A 24,317-nucleotide genomic window follows, 5' to 3' on the forward strand; every position below is an offset into this window, starting at 1 on the left:
GTAACTTACAGCTCTTAGATAATCGAGGAATAATAATAATGCCCAAGGCAAGTGAGATAAAAAAACACGCGGCTATTGAGTATCAAGGTCGGGTGATGATTGTACGCGACATTGAGCGCTCTGTGCCTCAAGGCCGCGCCGGTGGAAGCCTGTACCGCATGCGCATGTATGATGTGGTTGATGGCACCAAGGTGGATGAAACGTTCAAAGCCGAAGACATGCTTAATTTTGCCGATTTACAGCGTCGTGCTGCGATGTTTTCGTATGTTGACGGTGATGAGCATGTGTTTATGGATGAAGAGGACTACACCCCCTATCATCTCAACAAAGACAGCATTGCTGAACAGCTACTGTTTATTGACGAGTCGACCAAAGGCTTACAGGTGGTGTTAGTTGAAGGACGCCCTGTGTCCATCGACCTACCAACTAGCGTTGAATTAGTGATTGAAGACACCTCACCATCCATTAAAGGGGCATCGGCCAGTGCACGCACCAAACCGGCAACCTTGAGTACAGGACTGGTAGTACAAGTGCCCGAACACATTTCCAGCGGCGATAAGATTAAAATTAACACCGCTGAGAGCAAGTTTATCAGCCGCGCTTAGCGCTGATTTATTGTAGAGGTAAGCGCTCGCTTACCTCTTCCTTAGCGGGCGTGCTGTAAGCATCTGACTGCGTTTCACACTGGCTATTCGTTACGTGTATACACCTGAAGCAGCGGGTGGTCATACTGCGCAAAATCAACGGTAATAGACAAACGTTGTCGCCCCGTAAATAATTGCTTAAAAGCCTCTGGTGAGCGCCGCATACCATCTGCAAAAAGCCCCATGACCTGCTGATGATTCAAACTGCGTTGGCCGCTTTCAGTGTTTTCAATGGTCAGCATCGCCACCCGACGCCCAGAGCGACTGCTCATAGGCACCACATTTAATACTTTGAAAGCACTGATATCCGGCTCAATATTGTTATCATTAGCAAAGGCCAGCGCTAAGCTTGTTGGCAAACTAGGGTCTAGATGCAAAGCGCTATCACTGCCCTTGGCATTGCTAAAGCCGCTATAACTCGCCACGGCTATCAATAGTGTCACTAAGTAATTATTGGCCACAGATTTCTCCAGGTGATGGCAGTGCATGGTCAGTGCCTTGCACAAACCATTGTTTATCTCGCTTGACTAACAGCATCGCAGGAGGCCCGGGCTGGCGCTGAACCTCTGTTAAGCGGTAAAAACCCAGTGCTTTAGGGCAATATACATAGAGCACCTGCATGTAGCCAGGCTCGTTATCATTGTGCTGTTGCGCCAAGATATAAGGGCCAATCTGCTCATAGTGCTTTGATTTATCGATCACACTCTGCATACCCACAAGCAGTAAAATGCCATGTAAGGCACTCATTAGCATGACTGCTTGCGCGGCGATAGTAGCCAAAGGCCTGTAGCTGCGCTTTTCTATCGCCCACCACAAATATGCGCTCAAACCACCAGCCAGTACTAACTTAACCGAGCTAAACACCACACCGATACGATACATCAGCATGGGGGTGTGCCACTGTATGGCAAATACCGGCGCGCTAATCAAACTATCAATGATAAGCACAACCGCCAGTGACAGTGGGATAAATACTGGCGGCCTTTGTTTAAGTTTTTTATAGGCGCTGAGCATTTAAGTGCTTACCGAGCGACTAACGGCATTGCGGGCGCTTACCTTGCTTTTGAGCACTGCTATACAAGCTTTGTGCATTGGTCATTTGCTTTTGCAACTGCGTAATGCGACTTGATGGCGCCGGGTGGGTTGATAAAAACTCTGGCTGACGAGCGCCACCTTGCTTGGCCATATTCTGCCACAATGCCACTGACTGTTGGGGCTCAAAGCCTGCTTTGGCCATCAACTCAAGACCGATTTCATCGGCTTCGCTTTCATGAGTACGGCTAAAAGGCAGCACCACCCCAAATTGGGCTCCTAGACCCAAGGCCTGCATAATCTCATTGCGATAGCTCACCTCGCTCATATCCAGTGCCACAGCACCTAACTGCATACCCGTTTGCAGTAGTTGGCTTTGCGAAACGCGTTCATTTGAGTGCTCAGCAATCACGTGCCCCACCTCATGACCCAACACCGTCGCGAGTTGATCTTGATTCTGCGCGACATCTAATAGCCCGGTGTGCACACCAATGTAGCCACCAGGTAATGCGAAGGCATTCGCCGAGGGCTCATCAAACACCACCACTTCCCACTCTTGTTGCGCGTATTGCTGCGGTAGAACGTTGATCACCGCATCAGCCACACACTGCACATAGGCATTGGTGGCTGGATCTTTGTTGATCTTCTGTTCTTTTTTCATTTGTTCAAAGCTAGCACCGCCGAGTTGGCTCATCTCACTGTCTGAATATAAAGCCACTTGGGTGCGCCCCGTGGGCGATGTTTTGCATCCACCAAGCGCGGCGACAAGCGCCAGCGCGATTAAAGCATGTTTCATGATTTGTTCCCTATTTACCGAATGAGGTTAGCATAGCAAAGTGTGATGGGGCTCGCCTAGCTCTACGCAAAAGTATAAAACTGTATAATTAACATTATCTTAATAACATTTGGCTGTTACCTACTGGCAGCGGGTGATATAGTGAACAAACCAAGGTGTTTTATCCGTCTGCGCTGAACCCCAATACGTTAAAAGTATCAAGCCAGCCTTGGTTTCTCCACACTATCAAATTGAAGACTGAATTCTATGTCCACAGACGATATAAGAACGCCTAGTCGGCGTTTATTACTGCCGCTGTTAGCCAGTATTGTTGCTATTACCCCGCTTGCGGTGGATATGTATCTGCCGGCGATGGTGCAAATTGCCGCTGATTTAGGCGCGACCATGCCACAAGTGCAAATTTCACTGAGTGTGTACTTGGGTGGTTATGCGTTAGGTATGCTGTTTTTTGGCCCTATAGCCGATCAAATGGGCCGTCGTCGCCTTGCCCGCATTGGCCTTGGGCTATTCGCGCTGTGCTCACTGGCGTTGGCGTTTTGCCAAGACATCCATCTTTTTTGGGCATTACGGGCTGCACAAGCCTTTACCGGCGCCGCTGCTACCGTTGTGGTGCCTGGCATTATTCGTCATATATATCAGCAAAATACCGCTAAAGGCATGAGCTATGTGTCGATGATTATGATGATTGCACCGCTCATTGCCCCGAGTATTGGCTCGCTGATCTTTTCTCTGGCGCAGTGGCAAGTGATTTTCTTAACGTTAGCGGGCTATGCCGTATTTATTCTTGTGTGGGTGCAAATGCACCTGATCGACATTCCCATTTATCGCAGCGAAAAGCGTGGCTTGAGGCTGTTTTTTGAAAGCTACTCGGTAGTACTAAGCGAACCTAAAGCCCGGGCAGATATACTCTCCTCAATGTTGGCGTCATTCGCTTTCTTTTGCTTTTTGACCTCGGTGCCGTTTATCTATTTAGATTACTTTGAAGTGTCAGAGCAATTGTTTGGGGTGTTATTTGCCTTTAACGTAATAGCGCTGATGATAGGCAACTTCGTCAATACCCGTGTGGTACCAAAAGTGGGTTCTCGGCGCATGTTGTTTATCGGCTTAGCTCTGGCTTTTATTGCCGGCGGCACCTTACTCACAGTGAGCCTAATGCAGCAGTCACTGTACTTTATTGTCTTTAGTATTGCGCCATTAATGATGAGTTTGGGTATCATTGCCAGCAATGCTGATGCCCTTATTTTAATGGAATTTGAACGCAACTCCGGCACGGCAACCGCCGTGATTGGTACCTTGCGTTTTGGTAGCGGCGCGCTGGTAGGGCCTATTCTCGCCCTGATCCATCCCGAAAATGCGGTGCCATTTTCAAGTATGATGTTCAGTGCCCTAGTACTGATTCTGCTTACCCAGTTTTGGCATCACAAAAAAAATGCCCGCTAAGCGGGCATTTAAAGCATTATCTAAAGGCTATTACGGCGCCTTTGACACCATCACCATAGCCGGGCGCAATAGGCGACCGTTGAGTGTGTAGCCCTTTTGCATCACTGCAAGCACAGTATTAGGTGCTACGTCTTCACTGGGTTGCATACTCATTGCCTGATGTAAATCAGGGTTGAATGTTTCGCCTTGTGGCTCAACCACTTCAACGTTAAATTTGCCAAGCGCTTCGACAAAGCTTTTCGCTGTCATTTCAACGCCTTCGAGCATAGGCTTAATAGCCTCGTTGTCTTTATCAGCGAACTCAATGGCACGTTCAAGGTTATCGAGCACAGGAAGCAGATCACCGGCAAACTTTTCCAGTGCAAACTTGTGCGCCTTGTCGACATCTTGAGCCGCACGACGACGAATGTTTTCCACTTCGGCAGCAGCGCGAACAACGCTATCTTTTTGATCTTCTATCGTCTGCTTCGCCGCTTCTAATTCTGCGTGAAGCGCAGCGATTTCAGCTTCTGCGCTGTTATCCTCGCCTTGAGCTTGTTGCTCACTCGCCTGCTCTTGTTCCACCGCTTCTTGCGGGTTGTCCTGTTCGTTTTCTTTCGCCTGTGTTTGCTCGGACATTTATCTGTTCTCCAAAAACTGCTTAACTGCGTTTCATTATGGGGATGGTTTAAGTGGTTTCAAGGTCCACTTCTTCGATTTGCGCAAATTCTTGAATAATTGCTTCGATCTCTGCTGATTTCGGAGCAATCACACAAAACCGGCTTTGGTATTCGTGATTCGCAAAGTACGCCAAACTCAATATTAAGAAGTCATCAAATCCCGGCATCGGCACACTGTTACCTAGTAGCACCGACACGCCATTGCGAAAAGCCAGCTTGTCTTCAACCGCATGTAAAAAGCGCACTCCAATAGCATATTCTTGGTCGTGCTGGCTGTGAGCGTAGAGGTTATTCTCGCCCACCACGATGCTGTTATCAGTGCCCAATTTATTACCCAGCTCTCGCGTCCACTGAGCCAGCGAACCATGACAATAATGCGGTGCAGTGCGACTCATTGCTTTCATGCGGTGGATCCCCTCGAGCAGATTTTGCTGGGCAAACACCGAATTCAGCCAAGTTGCAAACTGATAGCGAATGTCGTCGTTGGCTTCGACGGGCTTAGTAATAAGAATGTTATGGCTTTGCCCGTGCCGGTCAAGCAGCAGCACCAGCCAATGTTTGCGGTCAAAATCAAGTACTTCAACTCGAAATACAACTTGCGTCGTTACCTGTGGTAGGCCGACACAGACGCACACTTTAAAGCGTCGCGCGAGGTGATGCGCAAACTCAATCAGTTTGTCCTGCGGGGGCTGCCAATACAAGCCGAGTTGGTCGAGGTCGAAATAGCTGTCAAACCAAAACGCAAACCCCTGCTCAGTAGGAATACGCCCCGCAGAGGTATGAGGTGAGTACAGTAAACCGAGCTTTTCAAGTCGAGACATGGCATTGCGCACGGTGGCACTGCACACCGCCATGCCTTTTTGCTTAGCAATACGGGTCGAGGCGACAGGATTACCTTCGCCGTCGCAATACAAGCTCATTACAGCAGAGAAAATCTGCTCGTCACGTGGTGATAATTTCATATAGTTATAATTTAGGCTCTTTGCCTCAGTTTCAACACCCTGACTTTTGCGTTACTCTATAAGGAGTTAGTTCGGTCTTGGCACATTTATGAGCGCATCTTTTAAAACCATAGGCTTAATTGGTAAAGCCAATCATGAAGGCGCGGCGCTGACATTACAACGCCTCTATACCTTTTTGCAAGCACTAGGCTACAAGGTTTTGGTCGAGCGCCACTATGGCGGCCAACTTGAAGACGCGAAAGAAGCCACTTTGGTGGATTTAGTGGAGTTGGGTGAACGGGCCGATTTGGCGATTGTTGTCGGCGGCGATGGTAACATGCTCGGTGCCGCTCGGGTGCTTGCCCGCTTTGATGTTGGGGTGATCGGCGTCAACCGAGGTAACTTAGGCTTTTTAACCGATTTAAACCCCGATAGCTTTGAAGCCTCTTTAGAGCAGGTTCTCAGCGGTCAGTATATAGAAGAAAAACGCTTTTTATTGGAAGTCGAAGTGTTTCGCCATGCTGAGCTAAAAAGTGCCAACTCAGCCATGAATGAGGCCGTACTGCACGCCGATAAAGTGGCTCATATGATTGAATTTGAGTGTTTTATCAACGATGATTTTGTCTTTTCACAAAAATCAGATGGCCTGATAGTGTCCACGCCCACGGGTTCTACCGCCTATTCACTTTCTGGTGGCGGGCCTATACTCACGCCAGGTTTAAATGCCATGTCGCTAGTACCTATGTTCCCACACACCCTCTCCAGCCGCCCGCTCGTCGTTGATGGCGACAGTGTGGTGCGTTTGCAACTCAGTCCTAGTAATACCGATAGCCTGCAAGTGAGTTGTGATAGTCACGTGGTACTGGCCCTGCTCCCTGGTGATGAGGTCGTTATTAAAAAGGCTGAAAAGCCTTTGCGGCTAGTCCATCCAACTGACTATTCGTACTATAACGTGTTGAGGCAAAAGCTAAACTGGGGTTCACGCTTGTATTAGCCAGCGTTAACTTAGCGTTCAGTTTTTATTGCAATTAGGCCCTATTTACATAAGAATAGGGCATTAGTTGTTTTCGGTTCCCACTCGTATCCTCATGGTTTTCGTCGTCATCTTGACACTTATTTTACTTATTACCTTGCTTGGTGTGTACATGGTCATTGAGCGCAACCGTGAGAAAGCGCGAGAGGCTCAACGACGTATGTTTAACGCTCGGGTCAAGCAAGTTCAACAACGCTTTCAAAGCCATCTGCATGAGTATGAAGAAGCTCGCATTCTACGTCCCAAACATGTGCCGCAACTCAATGCTATCTGCAGCAACTTCTTCGTTGTTCAAGGGCACAATGAGGATAACCTCACTTATTTAGAATACATCAGTGAACGTGTGCTGCAGACGTTGGACAGCGAGTTAGCTAAGTCTTATGTGCGTAACGACATAGATACTCTAGCAGAGCGGATTCAATACTTTATTAGTGAATTACCCACACGCGGTATTGAGTTTAATGCTGCGTTTTACCATGACATCCTCCCTACCCTGCTGACGCAGCTTACCTCCAGCGATCTCAGTGACCACGAGCAGCTTAAAGACGAGCCTGATGAGACTGAGGACGACGTCGATGAGCAGCAAGAGCACTCATCAGCTCAGCACGAAACTGTTTAAAATTTAATTTGCAAAAACCACAAACACTGTATAGATTAACAGTTATACATAACTGGATGGATGAACAGTATGCTGTGTGGATTAAAAATTACTAATTTTGCCATTGTAAGCGAATTGGAAACCCAATGGCGCAGTGGCATGACCGCCATAACCGGTGAAACTGGGGCCGGTAAATCCATTGCTATTGATGCGCTGTCGCTGTGTTTAGGTGAACGTGCTGACGCTGGCGCAGTGCGCCCAGGGGCAAAGCAAGCCGATATTAGCGCGCGGTTTGATATTAGCCAGCTGCCTAAAGCACAACAGTATTTGCAAGAGCATATGTTAGAGGGCGATGATGACGAGTGTTTGCTGCGTCGCGTGGTTGCTAAAAATGGCCGTAGTAAAAGTTACGTTAATGGCATTGCCGTCACCGCTGGACAGCTAAAGGAGTTGGGCCAATATTTACTTTCCATCCATGGCCAACATGCTCATCAACTGTTGTTAAAAAGCGACCAGCAGCTGCATTTGCTAGACGAATACGCAGGCCACGGTGCACTACTTGAGCAAGTGGCCAACGCACATCATACCTATACCAATCTCCATCGTGAACGCCAGCAGCTAGAAGCTAAGCACGCCCAACAACAAGCACAGAAGCAACTGCTTGAATATCAAGTTGCTGAGCTTGATGAGTTCTCCCTCAATGAGGGTGAATACGCTGACATTGAAGCTGAGCATCACAAACTCAGTCATTCACAGCAATTACTAGAAGGCTCACAACAACAGCTTTATGCCTTATATGAGGGCGAAGAACAAACCATTAACGGTGCATTGCAACAAAGCGCCGCTACTATTGCCGAACTGGCCAACATTGATAACGCTCTTGAGGGCGTAGCGACTATGCTCAACGATGCCTGTGTGCAAGTGGAAGAAGCTAGCCGCGAGTTACGCGCTTATTGCGATGGCGCCGAGCTCGATCCACAGCGCTTACAGTATCTAGATGAGCGTCTTGGCACCGCAGTAACTCTGGCAAGAAAGCACATGGTTGAACCCGAGGCCTTAGTAGAGCACCATCAGCATATTAAGGCTGAGTTAGAAGCTATTTGCGTTGATGACCAACGTTTAGCCCAATTAGACGAAGAAATAGCCTCGGCACTGGCTGCTTATCAGCAGCACAGTTTAGCGCTTTCAGACAGCCGCAAACACGCGGCTGAGCGACTGGGCGAGTTAATTGGCGCCAGTATGCATGAATTATCGATGGAAAATGGCCGCTTTGCCATTGAGCTTGATTACGACAACGCACGAGCCCCCAGTAAGCAAGGCCAAGACCGCATAGAGTTTATGGTCAGTACCAACCCAGGCCAGCCCTTACAGGCGCTTAGCAAAGTAGCATCCGGAGGCGAGTTATCGCGCATCAGTTTAGCGATTCAAGTAATTATCGCTCAACGGGTTACCACGCCTACTCTTATTTTTGATGAAGTGGATGTGGGTATTTCTGGCCCGACAGCCGCTGCGGTAGGTAAGTTATTACGTCGTTTGGGTGAATCAACACAAGTAATCTGTGTGACCCATTTACCGCAGGTGGCTTCCAGTGCTATGAACCAGTTTTTTGTCGCCAAAGAAGTGGCCAACGATGAGACCTATACACAGATGCAGCCGTTGAATAAGCAAGGACGAGTCGATGAAATTGCGCGGCTATTAGCAGGGGACAACATTAGTAAAGCAACGCTGGCTAACGCCAAAGAGTTGATTGCCGCACACGGGTGAGGGATGACACTCGATTAACTCTATATGAGCGCTCAGAGCGCTAACAACTCGACATTAGCAATGTGTACGGTCTTATGGATTGAGGCTGTGCACTAAAGTGCTGTTACTATTTCCTTGAGCACAGGTATCACCGATAACACCAGTAACAAAGCCATCGTCAGGTTAAACCAGCGACGTCTGTTTGCGGTGTTGAGTAGATTTTTAAGCATTGAACCGAACATTAGCCACACGCCAACGCAGGGAAATGACACCAATAAGAAAGTCAGGACGATAACAATATTGTCGCCACTAAATTCCCCTCCAACACTCGTAAAAGCGGCAATAGCGCCGCTAGCAACAACCCAAGCTTTACCATTAACCCATTGAAATAACGCACCATTGATAAATGATAAAGGTCGATGCTGCTCCTTCCCCTCAATGGCAGCGGATGAAAAAGCAATAACGAACGCAAGGTAGAGTAAATAAAGAACACCTAAACACTTTATGACAAAGTGCAGGCTTGGGTATCTGCTAAATACATAAGAAAATCCTAGGCCGACAAGCAACAACATAACAGCAAAGCCTACGCAAATGCCTGTCAGTAGCGGCAAACTGCGCTTAACGCCAAAGTTAACGCCAGAAGTCATCACTAAAATATTGTTGGGTCCTGGAGTGATGGAAGCCGAAATGGCAAACAGAGTCACCGCTAACACATATTCCATAGCTCATTACCTCCCTGTCATAATTTGCACTTACGGATGAAAAACCAGTTGAGCGGTTTTTAGCTTATCCTTTTTCAGTCACTGTTAGCTATAAAAAAACGGGCCAACAAGGGCCCGCTTTGATTTTCCCAGAAAAGAACTTTATACCTCGAGGTAGTCCATGATGCCCTCGGCGGCGTTTCGACCTTCAAAGATCGCTGTGACGACCAGATCGGATCCTCGTACCGCGTCACCGCCAGCGAAAATCTTTGGATTAGTCGTTTGGTGAGTATATTCGCCTTGCTCAGGCGCAGTGATCCCACCCCAACTATTGATTTCGACACCAAACGGCGATAACCACTCCATCTTGTGGGGTTTGAAGCCAAAAGCCATGAGCACGGCATCAGCGGCCACAACATGTTCAGAGCCCGCGACTTCTTCAGCGCGGCGACGACCATTTTCATCCGCCTCTGTGAGTTGGGTTTTTATCATTTTCACACCGGTGACGATGCCTTGTTCATTCACCTCAATACCTTTAGGTTGAACGTTAAACATGAATTCCACGCCTTCTTCTTTGGCGTTTTTCACCTCGCGCTTTGAGCCCGGCATATTTTCTTCATCGCGACGATAGGCACAGATCACATGGTTTGCCTGTTGACGCACCGAGGTACGCACACAATCCATCGCGGTGTCTCCACCGCCAAGCACGACAACACGCTTGCCTTGCATATCAACAAAAGGCGTTTGGCTTTCATCATAGCCCATCACGCGATTAGTATTACCAATTAAAAATGGTAATGCGTCATAGACGCCTTCGGCATCCTCATTGGCTAAATTGCCGCGCATGCTTTGGTATGTGCCAACACCTAAAAAGACTGCATCGTATTGATCAATAATACTTTGCAATTCAATATCTTTGCCTATTTCGGTATTCAGTTGAAACTCCACTCCCATCTCGGTGAAGATTTCACGACGACGCTGCATTACTTCTTTTTCGAGCTTGAAAGAAGGAATGCCAAAGGTTAGCAACCCCCCGATTTCTGGGTGACGGTCAAATACCACCGGCTTAACGCCATTACGTACCAACACATCAGCACACCCCAAGCCAGCGGGGCCAGCACCTATAATGGCGACTTTTTTATCGGTCCACACCACGTGCTTCATATCAGGCTTCCAGCCCATAGCAAACGCGGTATCGGTGATGTATTTTTCTATATTCCCTATAGTCACCGCGCCGAAGTCTTCATTGAGCGTACAAGCGCCTTCACAAAGACGGTCTTGCGGGCATACCCGCCCACACACCTCTGGCAGGCTATTGGTGCGGTGAGACAGCTCTGCTGCCTCGAGTATACGTCCAGTGCGGATCAGCTTTAGCCACTGCGGGATGTAATTATGGACCGGGCACTGCCACTCACAATAGGGGTTGCCGCAATCCAAGCAGCGATCGGCCTGAGAGTCGACTTGGTTTTGCGAAAATGGTTCGTAAATCTCGACAAACTGCTGTTTGCGTGTGGAAATCGGCTTTTTCCTTGGGTCCACGCGCTGCACGTCAATAAATTGATAAACATTCTGACTCATACTTCCTCCTATTGCGCCTGTACGCGCAACTCCGCGCTACTGCGGGCGCGGTGGCCCAATAAACTCTGCACATCACTGGATCTTGGTTTCACCAACTTAAACAGCGGTAAATACAGATCAAAGCTGGCAAGAATAGCCTCGGCTCGCTGCGAACCGGTGAGTTCTAAGTGTTCAGCTATCAATCCACGGAGGTGCTCATGATGTGTTACTAAGTTATCTAGTTCGACAATTTCCACCAGCTCTGGGTTGATGCGTTTATCAAAGTCTTGGGCTTCGTCGAGTACATAGGCAAAACCACCTGTCATCCCTGCACCAAAGTTGACCCCAACCTTACCAAGCACACATACGACGCCGCCGGTCATGTATTCGCAGCCATTATCTCCTAAGCCTTCAACCACAGCGGTGACGCCGGAGTTACGCACACCAAAGCGCTCGCCAGCACAACCGGCAGCATATAAATGACCCCCAGTTGCACCATATAGGCAGGTATTGCCAATAATTGCTGCTTGGTGTGATTGGAAACATGAGCCCATTGGTGGGCGAACGACTAAGCGCCCGCCGGCCATGCCTTTACCGACATAATCATTGGCATCGCCAATAAGGGTCATCTCGAGACCACCGGCATTAAACACACCAAAGGATTGCCCGGCAGTGCCATGTAGCTCAAGACGAATTGGATCAGCGGCCATACCCTGGTTACCGTGCTTCGAGGCAATATAGCCGGAAAGCATGCCACCAATGGAACGATCGGTGTTATTAATGCGGCTCACCAAGTTTAAACCCGATAAGTTATCAATGGCCTCCTTGGCTTTATCGAGCAGCTCCTCATTCAAGCGCCCCGTATAATGCGAAGTATTGTGCACCGAGCAGTATAGGGTCTCACCGCTGATATTATTGGGCTTCTCCAATAAATGACTGAGGTCGACTTTTTGCTGTTTCGGCGTTTTGCCCTCAATGGCTTCGAGTAATTCGGTACGACCAATTAAATCCACTAGCCGCGTGACGCCCAGCGATGCCATGATTTCTCGCGCTTCTTGGGCAATAAACTTAAAGTAGTTCATCGCCATCTCAGGCAAGCCATGATAATGCTTGGCCCGTAACGTCTCGTCTTGCGTCGCTACACCGGTTGCACAGTTATTGAGGTGACAAATACGCAGGTATTTACACCCCAGAGCCACCATAGGCCCAGTGCCAAAACCAAAGCTTTCAGCGCCGAGAATGGCCGCTTTAATAATATCTAGGCCGGTTTTTAAACCGCCGTCTGTTTGCAAGCGAATACGGTGACGCAAGCCATTTTCAACTAGGGCTTGCTGCGTTTCCGCTAACCCCAACTCCCACGGGCTACCCGCATACTTTACCGATGTCAGTGGGCTGGCCCCGGTGCCACCGTCGTACCCGGCTATGGTGATAAGGTCGGCGTAAGCTTTGGCCACACCGGTAGCAATGGTGCCGACCCCTGGCTCTGATACCAACTTAACCGAGATCATCGCACTTGGATTCACCTGCTTGAGGTCGAATATCAGCTGCGCCAAATCCTCAATAGAGTAAATATCGTGGTGTGGTGGAGGTGAAATTAAGGTCACACCTGGTACCGAATACCGAAGTTTTGCGATATAAGGTGTGACCTTCTCACCGGGCAGCTGGCCTCCCTCGCCGGGCTTAGCGCCTTGGGCGACTTTGATTTGGATAACATCAGCACTGCGCAGATAGTGCGGAGTGACGCCAAAGCGTCCTGATGCCACTTGTTTAATACGTGAATTTTTCTCGGTACCAAAGCGCAGCTTGTCCTCGCCACCCTCGCCCGAGTTAGAACACCCGCCTAAGCGGTTCATCGCAATTGCCAGAGCTTCATGCGCTTCTGGCGATAAAGCGCCGATACTCATGGCGGCAGAATCAAAGCGCTGATAAAGCGCCTCTGCCGGCTCAACATCATCGACACTAACGGCCGTAGTATCGCTGCGCAGCGCGAGCATATCGCGTAAATTAGTGATGGGACGATTGTTTACTAGGGCCGCATAACGTTGATAGTCCGCATAGTCTCCTGAACGCACTGCGGTTTGCAGTGTTTGGATCACATCGGGGTTATAAGCGTGATATTCGCCGCCATGAACGTATTTTAACAGCCCACCATGGGAGAGCAGTTTACGTGCACTAAATGCCAGTTTGCGCAACTTGCCTTGGTCGTGCTCAAAATCCGCAAAACAGGCACCAGCGATACGACTCGCTACGCCTTTAAAGCATAGCTCGACCACTTTATCGGATAATCCCACCGCTTCGAACAACATAGAGCACCGGTATGACGAAATGGTACTGATCCCCATTTTCGACATAATCTTAAACAACCCTTTGTTGATAGCATTGCGATAAGACAACGTCACTTCGCGATAGCTCTTGTCGATCACCTTATTATCGCTCATCGCCACCAGCGATTCATAGGCGAGGTAAGGGTAAATAGCGGTTGCACCAAAACCAAGTAACACCGCGAAATGATGAGGATCGCGTGCGCTTGCAGTTTCGATAATTATGTTAGTGTCACAACGCAAGTTGTTATTCACTAAACGTTGCTGAACCGCGCCAACGGCCATTGCCGCCGGAATAGGCAGGCTGTCTTGGGTAATATGGCGGTCGGTTAAAATCACCATCACCGCGCCTTCTTCAGCCTTACGCTGCGCCTCATCACAAACGCGTTCCAACGCCTGCTCTAAGGTCTCATCACTGGTGTAGTTTAGGTCCACTTGGCTGTGGCTATAGTGCTCATCATTGGCACTGCGCAGCTGCACCATATCCGAGTACATCAGCACTGGCGAATCAAATTGCAAGCGCTTAGCGTGTCCTGTGGTTTCATTGAAAACATTTTGCTCACGACCAATGCAGGTCGTTAGTGACATGACATGGTTTTCGCGCAGTGGATCGATAGGCGGATTCGTGACCTGAGCAAACTTTTGTCGAAAATAATCATATAAGGAGCGATGGCCTTCAGAAAGTACCGCAAATGGCGTGTCATCGCCCATTGAACCGGTGGCTTCTTGGCCATTTTCACCCATTACCCGAATGACCTGGTCCAACTCCTCATTGGTGTACGCAAACATTTTCTGGTAAATCAGTAGCGTATCAGCGTCAAACGAACGGTTACCGGCTTCTTTGTCGGTCAGCTTCTCAAAAGGCGTGAGGCGCTTAACGTTTTGCTCCAGCCATTGTTTGTAAGGGTGTCTTGCTTTGAGGTCTTGATCGATCTCCCCTGAGTGCCATACCTTGCCATGCAAGGTATCAACCACCATCAGTTCACCAGGACCAACACGGCCCTTCTCCACCACCTCATCGGCGGCATAATCCCAAATCCCGACCTCTGAAGCCAAGGTGATAAACCCGTCTTGGGTCACCACATAGCGAGCAGGTCGCAAGCCGTTACGGTCGAGGTTACATGCAGCAAAGCGACCATCGGACATCACAATGCCTGCAGGTCCATCCCAAGGCTCCATATGCATAGAGTTGAAATCATAAAATGCGCGCAGATCATCATCCATCGCTCGGTTCTTTTGCCATGCCGGTGGCACTAACATGCGCATCGCGCGGAACAGGTCCATCCCCCCGGCTAAAAACAACTCCAACATGTTGTCCAAGCTCGAAGAGTCTGAGCCACTCTCGTTGACAAAAGGGGCGGCACTTTGCAAATCAGGCAGCAGTGGCGAGGAAAACTTATAAGCACGAGCCCGAGCCCATTGTCGATTGCCCGTTATGGTGTTGATTTCACCGTTATGAGCCAAATAGCGGAACGGCTGTGCTAGAGGCCATCGCGGCTGGGTATTGGTGGAAAAACGTTGGTGAAAAACACAAATTGCCGAGGTCATGCGGATATCTGCCAAATCGAGATAAAAATTTGGCAAGTCCTCTGGCATCATCAGGCCTTTATATACAGTGACTAACCCAGACAAGCTAGCAATGTAAAAATCCTTATCCTGTTCTAACTGTTTTTCGATACGTCGGCGGGCAATGTACAGCCGACGTTCCAAATCTTTTGGTCGCCATCCTTCCGGGGCGCTGACAAAAACCTGCATAAACTGTGGCAATTGCTTCAAGGCAATATCGCCTAAGTAACTGGTATCGGTCGGCACTTCACGCCACCCTTGTAGGGTCAGTGTTTCTTGTTCTAATTCTTTGGTGATAACGCGTTTTGCCGCTTCGGCTTGAACCGGATCTTGGCTTAGGAAAACCATTCCCACAGCGTAGTTTTTGCCCAGTAACCAGTTGTTTTCTTTGGCTACAGCTCGAAAAAAGCTGTCTGGCTTTTGCATCAGCAAGCCACAACCATCACCGGTTTTACCGTCTGCAGAAATACCACCCCGGTGTTCCATACGGGCAAGACCCGTGATCGCGGTGCGAATCAACTTATGGCTGGCTTGCCCGTTGACTTGGGCTATCAAGCCAAAGCCACAATTATCTTTTTCTAATGCTGAGTCATATAACATTTGCGGACTCCTCTCCCCCTTGCTACTGCGTGCTAACCGCGTTGCAAGCAACCCTCACAGGCGGCCTAGCAGACCGTCAACGCTAACGCTTTGCAAACAGAGTGTCAATGAAATTATGAATACATATTCACATTCTTGAATATTTTTCACGCTTTGTAAACATATGCGAAGCAAGGGGATATAGAGGTATTTTTACTATTTATACTCGTTATTTTTTATATGACACCAGTGTCATATTTACAAATCGTGTAAATACCGAGCTTAAAATCGAACGTTTACGTTAACGTAAAGATGAGGTGAGCGTGAATAATTATTCACATTGCGAATAAAAATTCACCTTAATATGTGCCCTGAGCTGCACAGTGCTCATCAATACGCTCAGTAAGCTGTTGGCGCAATTGCTGAGCACTGGCAACAGGGATGGTTTGATTGATATCTTGCATCAACACTTGCCACTGTGGCCGCGTTTTCGATAACGCAAAATACAACGGCTGATTGGTTATGCTTGGTTGCAATACTCGGTAGGCAGCGCGGTCAATACCGTTTGCACTGGCTACGGTATGTAATACTAAGGGATCGCCAATAATGAGGTTAACGCGCCCGTTAACCACTAAGTTAAGGTTTTGCGCATCATCTATAGCTTGCTGAACAATGACTTGGCCACTGTCGATCACTTGATCTACCTGGGGGGCATTTTGATAGCCACGAACGATACCAAGAGAGTAATTGGGCAATTCCGATATTTGCGGGGCCTGGGTGATAGCACTGTCTGCTGCAGCCACATAATGCACCGGTGCATGCGCTAATGCTGAGGACAATGCGAGATGATTAAGCCGCGTGCTGCCAGGGATGACGTCTGAGGGCGCGGATGATTCTATTTCATACTCTGGAGCTAAAATGTCCGCATGACCCAATTCAGTCATGCGTACCGCTCGAGCCCAAGGCAAAAACCTGAACTCAGGATTATACCCAGCCTGCAATAGCAACGCCGCCATATAATGCAATAGCCAGCCACCCTGACATTGATTACGCCCCAAGTAAGGAGGCCAATCAAGCGTCGCGACAATCACATTACGCTCGAACCCTGCATCAACAATAAAGGTGCTGCCACGCCAAAAACCTGTGTAACTCATGGTTGCATCATTTACTTGATAGTCAATCGTAATAGATTGACGCTGCGCGTAGGAGTAGCTAGCGGGGAGTATGGCCACTGCCAAAATTAAAACGGTCACACGAATATAAAGCATGAACATACAAGGCACGCCCAATAAACTGCTATTAATAACAAAGTTTAACCGAAGTTGTGCAGATAGAAAGTTTTTACCGAGGGATTCGAAAAATTGCTTTTTAGTGAGAAATGCGTCGCTGATCGATGGTATCAGTCAAAGCCTCTGAACAGGGTTCTACTGTTAATAAAAAAGCCAGGAGAACCTGGCTTTTTTACTCTTATTCGCTATCAGCGTCTTTGTACTTTGCCGCTGTTTGCTCAATGAGAGGCTGCAACTCGCCGCGTTGGAACATCTCAATAATAATGTCGCAACCACCGACTAACTCACCTTCCACCCATAACTGCGGAAAAGTTGGCCAGTTCGCATATTTTGGTAACTCAGCACGAATATCCGGGTTTTGTAGGATATCAACGTAAGCAAACTGCTCGCCGCAAGAAATCATCGCTTGCGCTGCTTGAGAAGAAAAGCCACAGCTTGGTAGTTTTGGAGAGCCTTTCATATAAAGCAGAATGGGATTTTCAGCAATTTGCTGTTTAATCTTTTCAACGGTTTCCATGTACAACCTCAATTTCTGTTAAATGTGACGGTAAGTGTTGAAATCCATCACTTTGACCACAATGTCTATCGTTAGCAGTAATTTTAAAGCAAACAGCGCGCTGTTGATACCGTAGCATGACGGTGATGAAGGCAACCACGATATTTTTTGCTCTGATGTAGCAAAATCGTCGTATAAGACGTCTACTGTAAACGCAGGTTCAGGCACTTGTCGCCGTTTTGGCGTTGCTGTTTGCTAAAACTTGAGTAAAATACTCAGGAATTATAGTACCACTATAATGGCATTCAGTACACTTTGCGCAGTCCGCGCGCAGCTGCTTGCCCTTTTTTCAAATAATGATAGATGGAGAAAAACATGGCATTTGAACTACCGTCACTACCATACGAAATCAATGCATTAGAGCCACATATCTCTCAAGAGACGCTTGAGTATCACCACGGTAAACACCACAACACCTACGTGCAAAAGCTAAATGGCCTTATTGCTGGTACTGATTTCGAAGGTAAATCTCTCGAAGAAATCGTATGCTCATCTGAAGGCGGTGTTTTCAATAATGCTGCTCAGATCTGGAACCACACGTTCTACTGGCACAGCCTTTCTCCAAACGGTGGTGGTGCACCAACCGGCGCTGTAGCCGATGCGATTAACGCTAAATGGGGCTCTTTTGAAGCGTTCCAAGAAGCATTCAATGACAAAGCAGTAAACAACTTCGGTTCGAGCTGGACTTGGTTAGTTAAAACTGCAGACGGTTCATTGGATATCGTTAACACATCAAATGCAGCTACGCCTCTAACTGAGCAAGGCGTAACTCCAATTCTGACCGTTGACCTTTGGGAACATGCTTACTACATTGACTACCGCAATGTACGTCCAGATTACCTTAAAGGCTTCTGGTCGCTAGTAAACTGGGACTTCGCAAACCAGAACTTCAGCGCTTAATTTAACCGCTGATATAAATAGGTGAAATTTTTTCACCTGCTTGTTCTAAGTTGATAAAAGCCGTGTGCGCACCATGCTCATGCGGCTTTTTTGTGGCTGTTCATAGCGCTAAATATGAATAACTAAATTCCTAATATATTTCGCAAAATTTCACTTTACTGTCTACGCTTTAAGTACCGAGTCGCATCTTTCCACCCTTTCATCTCAGCTTCGGGTAACTTGGAGGTCGGTATGACAATTTTCGAGCATTATCAATCACGATTTGAAGCATCCCAGGAAGAAGAGTACAGCATTAGCGAGTTTCTAGAGCTGTGCAAAAAAGACAAGACAGCCTATGTCACGGCACCAGAGCGCCTGCTAACAGCCATAGGCGAGCCAGAAATGGTCGATACATCGCAAGATGCGGTGTTAAGTCGGCTTTTCTCTAACCGAGTTGTACCAAGATACCCCGCCTTCAATGAATTTTATGGTATGGAAGATGCCATTGAGCAGATTGTTTCCTACCTAAAACACGCCGCACAAGGCCTAGAGGAGTGTAAACAAGTATTATACTTGCTCGGCCCTGTAGGCGGTGGTAAATCATCGATTGCTGAAAAGCTTAAGTACTTGATGCAACAAGTGCCTATTTACTGTCTTAAAGGCTCACCGGTGAATGATCACCCCCTGAGCCTTTTTAATGCCATTGAAGACGGCGAACTGCTAGAAAAAGAATACGGCATTAAAAAGCGTTATTTGCGTACCATCATGTCGCCTTGGGCAGCGAAAAGATTAAAAGAATACAATGGTGACATCAGTCAATTTAAGGTGGTAAAGCGCTACCCCTCTATTTTAAATCAAGTGGCCATTGCCAAAACTGAGCCTGGTGATGAAAACAACCAAGATATCTCCGCCCTAGTGGGTAAAGTTGATATTCGTAAACTTGAACATTACGCGCAAAACGATCCAGACGCGTACGCGTACTCAGGCGCTTTATGTCTTGCCAACCAAGGCTTGATGGAATTCGTCGAAATGTTCAAAGCGCCCATTAAAGTACTGCATCCGCTGCTAACTGCCACCCAAGAAGGCAACTACAACGGTACTGAGGGGATTTCCGCCCTGCCCTTTAATGGCATTATTTTGGCCCACTCAAATGAATCAGAGTGGCAAACGTTTAAAAATAATAAGAATAATGAAGCCTTTTTAGACAGGGTTTACATTGTGAAAGTGCCGTATTGCTTACGCGTCACTGAAGAGGTAAAAATCTACGATAAGTTACTGCACAACAGTGAGCTAAGCGACGCTCCGTGTGCTCCAGGCACCTTAGAAACCTTAGCGAAGTTCTCGGTGTTATCGCGGCTAAAAGAGCCTGAAAACTCCAGTATTTACTCAAAAATGCGGGTCTACGATGGTGAAAGCCTGAAAGATACCGACCCTAAAGCCAAATCCTACCAAGAGTACCGCGACTATGCCGGCGTCGACGAGGGCATGACTGGGCTATCAACCCGCTTTGCATTTAAAATCTTGTCGCGCGTGTTTAACTTTGATCACAGTGAAGTGGCTGCCAACCCGGTCCATCTTTTCTATGTATTGGAACAGCAGATAGAGCGGGAGCAATACAGCGCCGAAGTGCAAGAACGTTACTTGTCGCACTTAAAAGGCTACCTGATCCCTCAATATGTCGAGTTTATCGGTAAAGAGCTACAAACAGCTTATTTAGAGTCGTACTCCGAGTACGGGCAAAATATCTTCGATCGCTACGTCACCTATGCCGACTTTTGGATCCAAGATCAAGAATACCGCGACCCTGACACCGGACAGCTATTCGACCGCGCCGCACTCAATGCTGAGCTGGAGAAAATCGAAAAACCTGCGGGTATTTCTAACCCCAAAGACTTCCGCAACGAGATCGTTAATTTTGTTTTACGAGCGCGCGCTCACAACAACGGTAAGAACCCGCTTTGGACTAGCTACGAGAAACTGCGCACAGTGATTGAGAAAAAAATGTTCTCCAACACCGAGGACTTACTGCCAGTTATCTCATTTAATACCAAAACATCAGCAGAGGATCAGAAAAAACACGAAGACTTCGTTAACCGAATGGTTGAAAAAGGCTACACCCAGAAACAAGTGCGCTTACTGTCTGAGTGGTATTTGCGCGTTCGCAAATCGCAGTAACCAGCACGTAGTGAGTTGAGGGAGGTTTTATGGCGCACTTTATCGATAGGCGCCTGAACGGCAAGAATAAAAGCACGTTAAACAGACAGCGCTTTATTCGCCGCTATAAAAAGCAAATTAAAGAAGCCGTTTCAGACGCTATAAATAAACGCAGTGTTACTGATGTCTCTAGCGGGGAAAGCATTTCTATCCCCGCCAAAGACATCAAGGAGCCTTTTTTTCATCAAGGTCGCGGGGGGCATCGTGAGCAGGTGCACCCGGGCAACGACCAATTTAATAAAGGCGATAAAATAAAACGCCCGCCGCAGGGTCAAGGCGGCGGCGCTGGTGAGGGCGAAGCCAGCGATCAAGGTGAAGGGCAAGATGAGTTTGTATTCTCAATTTCAAAGGATGAGTATCTAGACTTATTATTTGAAGATTTAGAACTACCGAACTTACAAGAAACCAGTGTCGATAAGCTGGTACAAATGAAAACGCACCGCGCTGGCTTTTGCAGCGATGGCATGCCAAGCAATATTGATATTGTTCGTTCTTTACAAGGCTCGCTTGCCCGAAGAGTGGCGATGACCGCAGCAAAGCGACGCGAGCTCGCTGAACTAAAAGCGCAATTGGTTGAACTTGAGCATGCCCCCGTACCAGAGCAAACCAAAATTAACGCGCTCCTTGAGCAGATAGAAGTGCTTGAGCGAAAAATATCTGCGGTGCCTTTTATTGATAATTACGACTTACGCTTTCGCAACTACGAAAAGCGTCCGCACCCCACTTCTAAGGCCGTTATGTTTTGCCTTATGGATGTCTCTGGTTCGATGGATCAAGCCACCAAAGACATGGCGAAGCGCTTTTATATTCTTCTCTACCTATTTCTTACCCGCAGCTATGAAAACATTGAGGTGGTGTATATCCGCCATCATACTCAAGCCAAGGAGGTCGACGAACAAGAGTTTTTTTACTCGCAAGAGACTGGCGGCACCATTGTCTCCAGCGCATTAAAACTGATGCATCAAATAGTGAGTGAGCGATACGCATCCAGTGAATGGAATATCTACGCAGCGCAGGCGTCCGATGGCGACAACTGGGCAGATGATTCACCGCAATGCGCCGATTTGTTGAGCAATAAAATCTTACCCATGGTGCGATACTATGCCTATGTCGAAATCACCAATCGTGCACACCAAAGCTTGTGGCGAGAGTATGAGCAACTCGCGGCTCAATTCGGCAACTTTGCCATAGAGCACATTCGTGCTGTTGATGATATTTATCCTATTTTCCGAGAGCTATTTAAGAAAAACGCCAACAAAACGGCGCGTAGCGCCTAGTAATGAGGGGCGATTATGACTCGAAAGCCATTAAGTGATGGTCCAGATTGGACTTTTGATTTGCTTGAGCAATACCGCGACGAAATAAAACGCGTTGCACAACACTATAAGCTTGATACTTACCCGAACCAAATTGAAGTGATCACCGCTGAGCAAATGATGGATGCGTACTCCAGTGTCGGTATGCCTATTGGCTACAACCATTGGTCGTACGGTAAGAAATTTATCCAAACTGAGCAAAACTATAAGCGCGGACAAATGGGACTGGCCTATGAGATTGTGATTAACTCCAACCCTTGTATCGCATACCTGATGGAAGAAAACACCATGCCGATGCAGGCCCTAGTCATGGCTCACGCCTGCTATGGCCACAACTCATTTTTTAAGGGTAACTATCTGTTTAAAACCTGGACGGATGCCGGTTCCATTATTGACTATTTACTCTTTGCCAAAAACTACATTGCCGAATGCGAGCAAAAATACGGTATTGATGAAGTGGAGAATATTCTCGACTCCTGCCATGCGCTAATGAATTACGGTGTGGATCGCTATAAAAGGCCACAGCAAATCTCATTGTTCGAAGAAAAGAGACGACAGAAAGAGCGAGCAGACTACTTACAGTCTCAGGTTAATGAGTTATGGCGCACAATTCCAGAGGCTGAGTCACACAGCAAACAAAAGCGCGAGCGTTTTCCGCGTGAGCCACAAGAAAATATTCTTTATTTCATCGAAAAAAATGCGCCTTTACTGGAGCCGTGGCAACGAGAAATTGTGCGTATTGTACGCAAAATCTCGCAGTACTTTTATCCACAAAAACAGACCCAAGTAATGAATGAAGGCTGGGCTACTTTTTGGCATTACACCATACTTAATCACCTGTATGATGAAGGAAAGGTCACCGACGGCTTTATGCTCGAAGTACTGCAAAGCCACACTAATGTGGTGTATCAACCTCCCTACAACAGTAACTACTACTCGGGGATTAACCCTTATGCCTTAGGGTTTAATATGATGACGGATATTCGCCGAATCTGCGAAAACCCAACGGATGAGGATAAACAATGGTTTCCGGAGTATGCTGGCAGTGACTGGCTGGAGACCCTGCACTTTGCCATGCAAAACTTCAAAGATGAGAGCTTCATCAGTCAATTCCTTTCTCCTCGTATGATGCGGGAGTTCAAACTGTTCTCCATCGTTGATGATGCTCAACAACCTCACTTGGAAGTCGGAGCTATTCACGATGAAGCGGGTTACCAAGCAATTAGGGAAACCCTATCAGCGCAGTACAACCTCAGTAACCATGAGCCTAATATTCAGATCTATGATGTTGATATTAGAGGGGATCGTTCTTTAACTTTACGCTATGTACCACATCAATCGATTCCTTTAGCGGACTCCAGCGATGAGGTGATGAAGCACCTATACCGGTTATGGGGGTTTGCCGTGAGGTTAGAGCAAGAGCAGCAAGATGGCAGTACCCAACTGCTTAGTCAGTGCCCTGCAGCGCAAAACAGCGACGCTTAATTAAGCGCCGTTGTTAGCGATAGAAATGCGGTTTCGCCCTTCTTGTTTCGACTTGTACAGCGCTTTATCTGCTGCGGCGACCCACTGCTCATGTTGCTCAAAAGCGCTGTCGTACTGAGCGATCCCTACACTGATTGTCATTTTAATGACTTCCTCGTCAACAACCACTTGCGAACTTTCAACCTGTGCCCGCAAGCGCTCGGCAAATACTTTGGCGCCTTCTGCATCTGTATCATATAAAGTAATAGCAAACTCTTCACCGCCATAACGCCCAGCCATGTCACTTTCGCGCAAGGTGTTGCTTATAATGTTGGCTATGTGTCTTAACGCCTCATCTCCTGCCGCATGGCCATGACTGTCGTTAATATTTTTGAAGTGATCGATATCTAGCATTAACAAGCTATCATGCCCTTGTGAGCGACTCACACGCTTAAACTCTTTTTGCAGACTTTCTTCCCAAAAGCTGCGATTAGGTAATTGCGTTAACCCGTCAGTGCGACTGATTTGCTCGAGCATACGATTGGCTTCTTCCAATTCGATTTTATTCACAGCCTCGTCGGTTACATCATAAATGATGATGCATACGTGAGTCACATCTCCGGTGGTACTGGTTAACGGGATGAAAGTCGCATTTTGGTACATATGATTCGCTTTACCAGTGATCGGGCGGTAGTTCTTAAAGCGAAAAATATAGGGCTTTTGCTCCCAAATAGTGAATGAGCGGTTTTTCAGTACAAACACTGACTCGGTTTTGGTTCGAAACCACTTCTCATCAATGCTGGGGAACAAGTCGAATAAGTCTTTGTCTTTCACCGCACTAGGCAGTAGCCCAGAGTGATTCTCCATAAAGCCATTCCATATGCACACCCGGTATTTGCGGTCCAATACCACAAGGCCCACATCCACGGTATTAAACATATCCATGAGCCAGTGTATTTCGTGCATATTAAAATCAGCTGCAGGCATAA

At 47.6% G+C, this 24,317-nt stretch carries 20 protein-coding genes; 9 read left to right on the forward strand and 11 right to left on the reverse strand.

All coding sequences use genetic code 11. The annotated features are described in order from the left end of the window. The first annotated feature begins 38 nt into the window (after positions 1-38). On the forward strand, positions 39-605 hold the full coding sequence (gene yeiP / locus FIU82_RS09775; RefSeq protein WP_045980321.1) for an elongation factor P-like protein YeiP: 567 nt from the start codon (positions 39-41) through the stop codon (positions 603-605). A gap of 83 nt (positions 606-688) precedes the next feature. Here the strand turns inward: yeiP and FIU82_RS09780 are convergent, their stop codons facing one another. Genes FIU82_RS09780 through FIU82_RS09790 form a run of 3 tightly spaced genes read right to left on the reverse strand, consistent with a single transcriptional unit; the run spans position 689 to position 2,472 of the window. Next, the gene (locus FIU82_RS09780; RefSeq protein ID WP_152440973.1) at positions 689-1,105 is read right to left on the reverse strand and encodes a hypothetical protein; all 417 of its coding nucleotides are present in this window, start codon (positions 1,103-1,105) and stop codon (positions 689-691) included. Then, a complete protein-coding gene (locus FIU82_RS09785) occupies positions 1,095-1,658 on the reverse strand; it encodes a hypothetical protein (RefSeq protein WP_152440974.1) in 564 nt (187 codons plus the stop codon). Before FIU82_RS09785 ends, FIU82_RS09780 begins: the two co-directional genes overlap by 11 nt. A gap of 19 nt (positions 1,659-1,677) precedes the next feature. Further along, the gene (locus FIU82_RS09790; RefSeq protein ID WP_152440975.1) at positions 1,678-2,472 is read right to left on the reverse strand and encodes a M48 family metallopeptidase; all 795 of its coding nucleotides are present in this window, start codon (positions 2,470-2,472) and stop codon (positions 1,678-1,680) included. A gap of 246 nt (positions 2,473-2,718) precedes the next feature. Between FIU82_RS09790 and FIU82_RS09795 the strand changes: the two genes are divergently transcribed. Next, a complete protein-coding gene (locus tag FIU82_RS09795) occupies positions 2,719-3,912 on the forward strand; it encodes a multidrug effflux MFS transporter (RefSeq protein WP_152440976.1) in 1,194 nt (397 codons plus the stop codon). A gap of 30 nt (positions 3,913-3,942) precedes the next feature. On the opposite strand, the gene grpE is transcribed toward FIU82_RS09795, so the two are convergent. Both grpE and FIU82_RS09805 read right to left on the reverse strand, forming a co-directional pair. Next, positions 3,943-4,530: a nucleotide exchange factor GrpE gene (gene grpE / locus FIU82_RS09800; RefSeq protein WP_152440977.1), complete on the reverse strand. Its 588-nt coding sequence runs from the start codon at positions 4,528-4,530 to the stop codon at positions 3,943-3,945. A 49-nt stretch (positions 4,531-4,579) separates the two neighbouring features. Beyond that, the gene (locus FIU82_RS09805; protein ID WP_053911515.1) at positions 4,580-5,533 is read right to left on the reverse strand and encodes an HrcA family transcriptional regulator; all 954 of its coding nucleotides are present in this window, start codon (positions 5,531-5,533) and stop codon (positions 4,580-4,582) included. Between the two features lie 88 nt (positions 5,534-5,621). On the opposite strand from FIU82_RS09805, the gene nadK reads away from it, so the two are divergent. The 3 genes from nadK (at position 5,622) to recN (ending at position 8,907) form a co-directional block, all read left to right on the forward strand. Further along, entirely contained in the window at positions 5,622-6,506 is an 885-nt protein-coding gene (gene nadK, locus FIU82_RS09810; RefSeq protein WP_022946172.1) for an NAD(+) kinase, read from the forward strand. 112 nt (positions 6,507-6,618) lie between these two features. Continuing rightward, positions 6,619-7,164, forward strand: coding sequence for a hypothetical protein (locus FIU82_RS09815; RefSeq protein ID WP_200860099.1), 546 nt, complete (start codon positions 6,619-6,621; stop codon positions 7,162-7,164). 69 nt (positions 7,165-7,233) lie between these two features. Continuing rightward, entirely contained in the window at positions 7,234-8,907 is a 1,674-nt protein-coding gene (gene recN / locus FIU82_RS09820) for a DNA repair protein RecN (protein WP_152440978.1), read from the forward strand. Positions 8,908-8,999: 92 nt separating this feature from the next. Here recN and FIU82_RS09825 read toward each other — a convergent pair whose 3' ends face one another. The 5 genes from FIU82_RS09825 to FIU82_RS09845 all read right to left on the reverse strand — a co-directional run bounded on the left by FIU82_RS09825 (position 9,000) and on the right by FIU82_RS09845 (position 17,416). Beyond that, positions 9,000-9,608 carry a LysE family translocator gene (locus FIU82_RS09825; RefSeq protein WP_045980315.1) on the reverse strand — a complete coding sequence of 203 codons (609 nt, stop codon included), beginning with the start codon at positions 9,606-9,608 and terminating at the stop codon, positions 9,000-9,002. 141 nt (positions 9,609-9,749) lie between these two features. Beyond that, positions 9,750-11,165 (reverse strand): FAD-dependent oxidoreductase, encoded by a 1,416-nt coding sequence (locus tag FIU82_RS09830; RefSeq protein ID WP_151172491.1) that lies wholly within the window; start codon positions 11,163-11,165, stop codon positions 9,750-9,752. An 8-nt stretch (positions 11,166-11,173) separates the two neighbouring features. Then, the gene (gene gltB, locus FIU82_RS09835) at positions 11,174-15,631 is read right to left on the reverse strand and encodes a glutamate synthase large subunit (protein ID WP_152440979.1); all 4,458 of its coding nucleotides are present in this window, start codon (positions 15,629-15,631) and stop codon (positions 11,174-11,176) included. A gap of 338 nt (positions 15,632-15,969) precedes the next feature. Further along, positions 15,970-16,884 carry an ABC transporter substrate-binding protein gene (locus tag FIU82_RS09840; protein ID WP_152440980.1) on the reverse strand — a complete coding sequence of 305 codons (915 nt, stop codon included), beginning with the start codon at positions 16,882-16,884 and terminating at the stop codon, positions 15,970-15,972. A gap of 193 nt (positions 16,885-17,077) precedes the next feature. After that, the gene (locus FIU82_RS09845; protein ID WP_022946165.1) at positions 17,078-17,416 is read right to left on the reverse strand and encodes a Grx4 family monothiol glutaredoxin; all 339 of its coding nucleotides are present in this window, start codon (positions 17,414-17,416) and stop codon (positions 17,078-17,080) included. 354 nt (positions 17,417-17,770) lie between these two features. Here FIU82_RS09845 and FIU82_RS09850 point away from each other — a divergent pair, with 354 nt between their 5' ends. The 4 genes from FIU82_RS09850 to FIU82_RS09865 all read left to right on the forward strand — a co-directional run bounded on the left by FIU82_RS09850 (position 17,771) and on the right by FIU82_RS09865 (position 23,349). Continuing rightward, positions 17,771-18,355: a superoxide dismutase gene (locus tag FIU82_RS09850; protein WP_022946164.1), complete on the forward strand. Its 585-nt coding sequence runs from the start codon at positions 17,771-17,773 to the stop codon at positions 18,353-18,355. Between the two features lie 231 nt (positions 18,356-18,586). After that, positions 18,587-20,509 carry a PrkA family serine protein kinase gene (locus FIU82_RS09855; RefSeq protein WP_022946163.1) on the forward strand — a complete coding sequence of 641 codons (1,923 nt, stop codon included), beginning with the start codon at positions 18,587-18,589 and terminating at the stop codon, positions 20,507-20,509. A 29-nt stretch (positions 20,510-20,538) separates the two neighbouring features. Continuing rightward, complete coding sequence (locus tag FIU82_RS09860; protein WP_022946162.1) at positions 20,539-21,825, forward strand: YeaH/YhbH family protein; 1,287 nt, start codon at positions 20,539-20,541, stop codon at positions 21,823-21,825. Between the two features lie 15 nt (positions 21,826-21,840). Next, on the forward strand, positions 21,841-23,349 hold the full coding sequence (locus tag FIU82_RS09865) for a SpoVR family protein (RefSeq protein WP_045980311.1): 1,509 nt from the start codon (positions 21,841-21,843) through the stop codon (positions 23,347-23,349). Here FIU82_RS09865 and FIU82_RS09870 read toward each other — a convergent pair whose 3' ends face one another. Beyond that, the gene (locus FIU82_RS09870; RefSeq protein WP_022946160.1) at positions 23,350-24,315 is read right to left on the reverse strand and encodes a diguanylate cyclase; all 966 of its coding nucleotides are present in this window, start codon (positions 24,313-24,315) and stop codon (positions 23,350-23,352) included. Positions 24,316-24,317 lie beyond the last annotated feature (2 nt).

It is taken from the genome of Pseudoalteromonas sp. THAF3 (genome assembly GCF_009363775.1).
In the GTDB taxonomy this organism is placed as follows: domain Bacteria; phylum Pseudomonadota; class Gammaproteobacteria; order Enterobacterales; family Alteromonadaceae; genus Pseudoalteromonas; species Pseudoalteromonas ruthenica.

What these genes read in the sequence shown, in the direction of transcription:
- FIU82_RS09870 (WP_022946160.1), bottom strand. Translation starts at nt 24,315, where the DNA reads ATGCCTGCAGCTGATTTTAATATGCACGAAATACACTGGCTCATGGAT.
- FIU82_RS09845 (WP_022946165.1), bottom strand. Translation starts at nt 17,416, where the DNA reads ATGGAAACCGTTGAAAAGATTAAACAGCAAATTGCTGAAAATCCCATT.
- FIU82_RS09805 (WP_053911515.1), bottom strand. Translation starts at nt 5,533, where the DNA reads ATGAAATTATCACCACGTGACGAGCAGATTTTCTCTGCTGTAATGAGC.
- yeiP (WP_045980321.1), top strand. Translation starts at nt 39, where the DNA reads ATGCCCAAGGCAAGTGAGATAAAAAAACACGCGGCTATTGAGTATCAA.
- grpE (WP_152440977.1), bottom strand. Translation starts at nt 4,530, where the DNA reads ATGTCCGAGCAAACACAGGCGAAAGAAAACGAACAGGACAACCCGCAA.
- FIU82_RS09795 (WP_152440976.1), top strand. Translation starts at nt 2,719, where the DNA reads ATGTCCACAGACGATATAAGAACGCCTAGTCGGCGTTTATTACTGCCG.
- FIU82_RS09830 (WP_151172491.1), bottom strand. Translation starts at nt 11,165, where the DNA reads ATGAGTCAGAATGTTTATCAATTTATTGACGTGCAGCGCGTGGACCCA.
- FIU82_RS09825 (WP_045980315.1), bottom strand. Translation starts at nt 9,608, where the DNA reads ATGGAATATGTGTTAGCGGTGACTCTGTTTGCCATTTCGGCTTCCATC.
- FIU82_RS09840 (WP_152440980.1), bottom strand. Translation starts at nt 16,884, where the DNA reads ATGTTCATGCTTTATATTCGTGTGACCGTTTTAATTTTGGCAGTGGCC.
- FIU82_RS09850 (WP_022946164.1), top strand. Translation starts at nt 17,771, where the DNA reads ATGGCATTTGAACTACCGTCACTACCATACGAAATCAATGCATTAGAG.
- FIU82_RS09785 (WP_152440974.1), bottom strand. Translation starts at nt 1,658, where the DNA reads ATGCTCAGCGCCTATAAAAAACTTAAACAAAGGCCGCCAGTATTTATC.
- FIU82_RS09790 (WP_152440975.1), bottom strand. Translation starts at nt 2,472, where the DNA reads ATGAAACATGCTTTAATCGCGCTGGCGCTTGTCGCCGCGCTTGGTGGA.
- recN (WP_152440978.1), top strand. Translation starts at nt 7,234, where the DNA reads ATGCTGTGTGGATTAAAAATTACTAATTTTGCCATTGTAAGCGAATTG.
- nadK (WP_022946172.1), top strand. Translation starts at nt 5,622, where the DNA reads ATGAGCGCATCTTTTAAAACCATAGGCTTAATTGGTAAAGCCAATCAT.
- FIU82_RS09855 (WP_022946163.1), top strand. Translation starts at nt 18,587, where the DNA reads ATGACAATTTTCGAGCATTATCAATCACGATTTGAAGCATCCCAGGAA.
- gltB (WP_152440979.1), bottom strand. Translation starts at nt 15,631, where the DNA reads ATGTTATATGACTCAGCATTAGAAAAAGATAATTGTGGCTTTGGCTTG.
- FIU82_RS09860 (WP_022946162.1), top strand. Translation starts at nt 20,539, where the DNA reads ATGGCGCACTTTATCGATAGGCGCCTGAACGGCAAGAATAAAAGCACG.
- FIU82_RS09865 (WP_045980311.1), top strand. Translation starts at nt 21,841, where the DNA reads ATGACTCGAAAGCCATTAAGTGATGGTCCAGATTGGACTTTTGATTTG.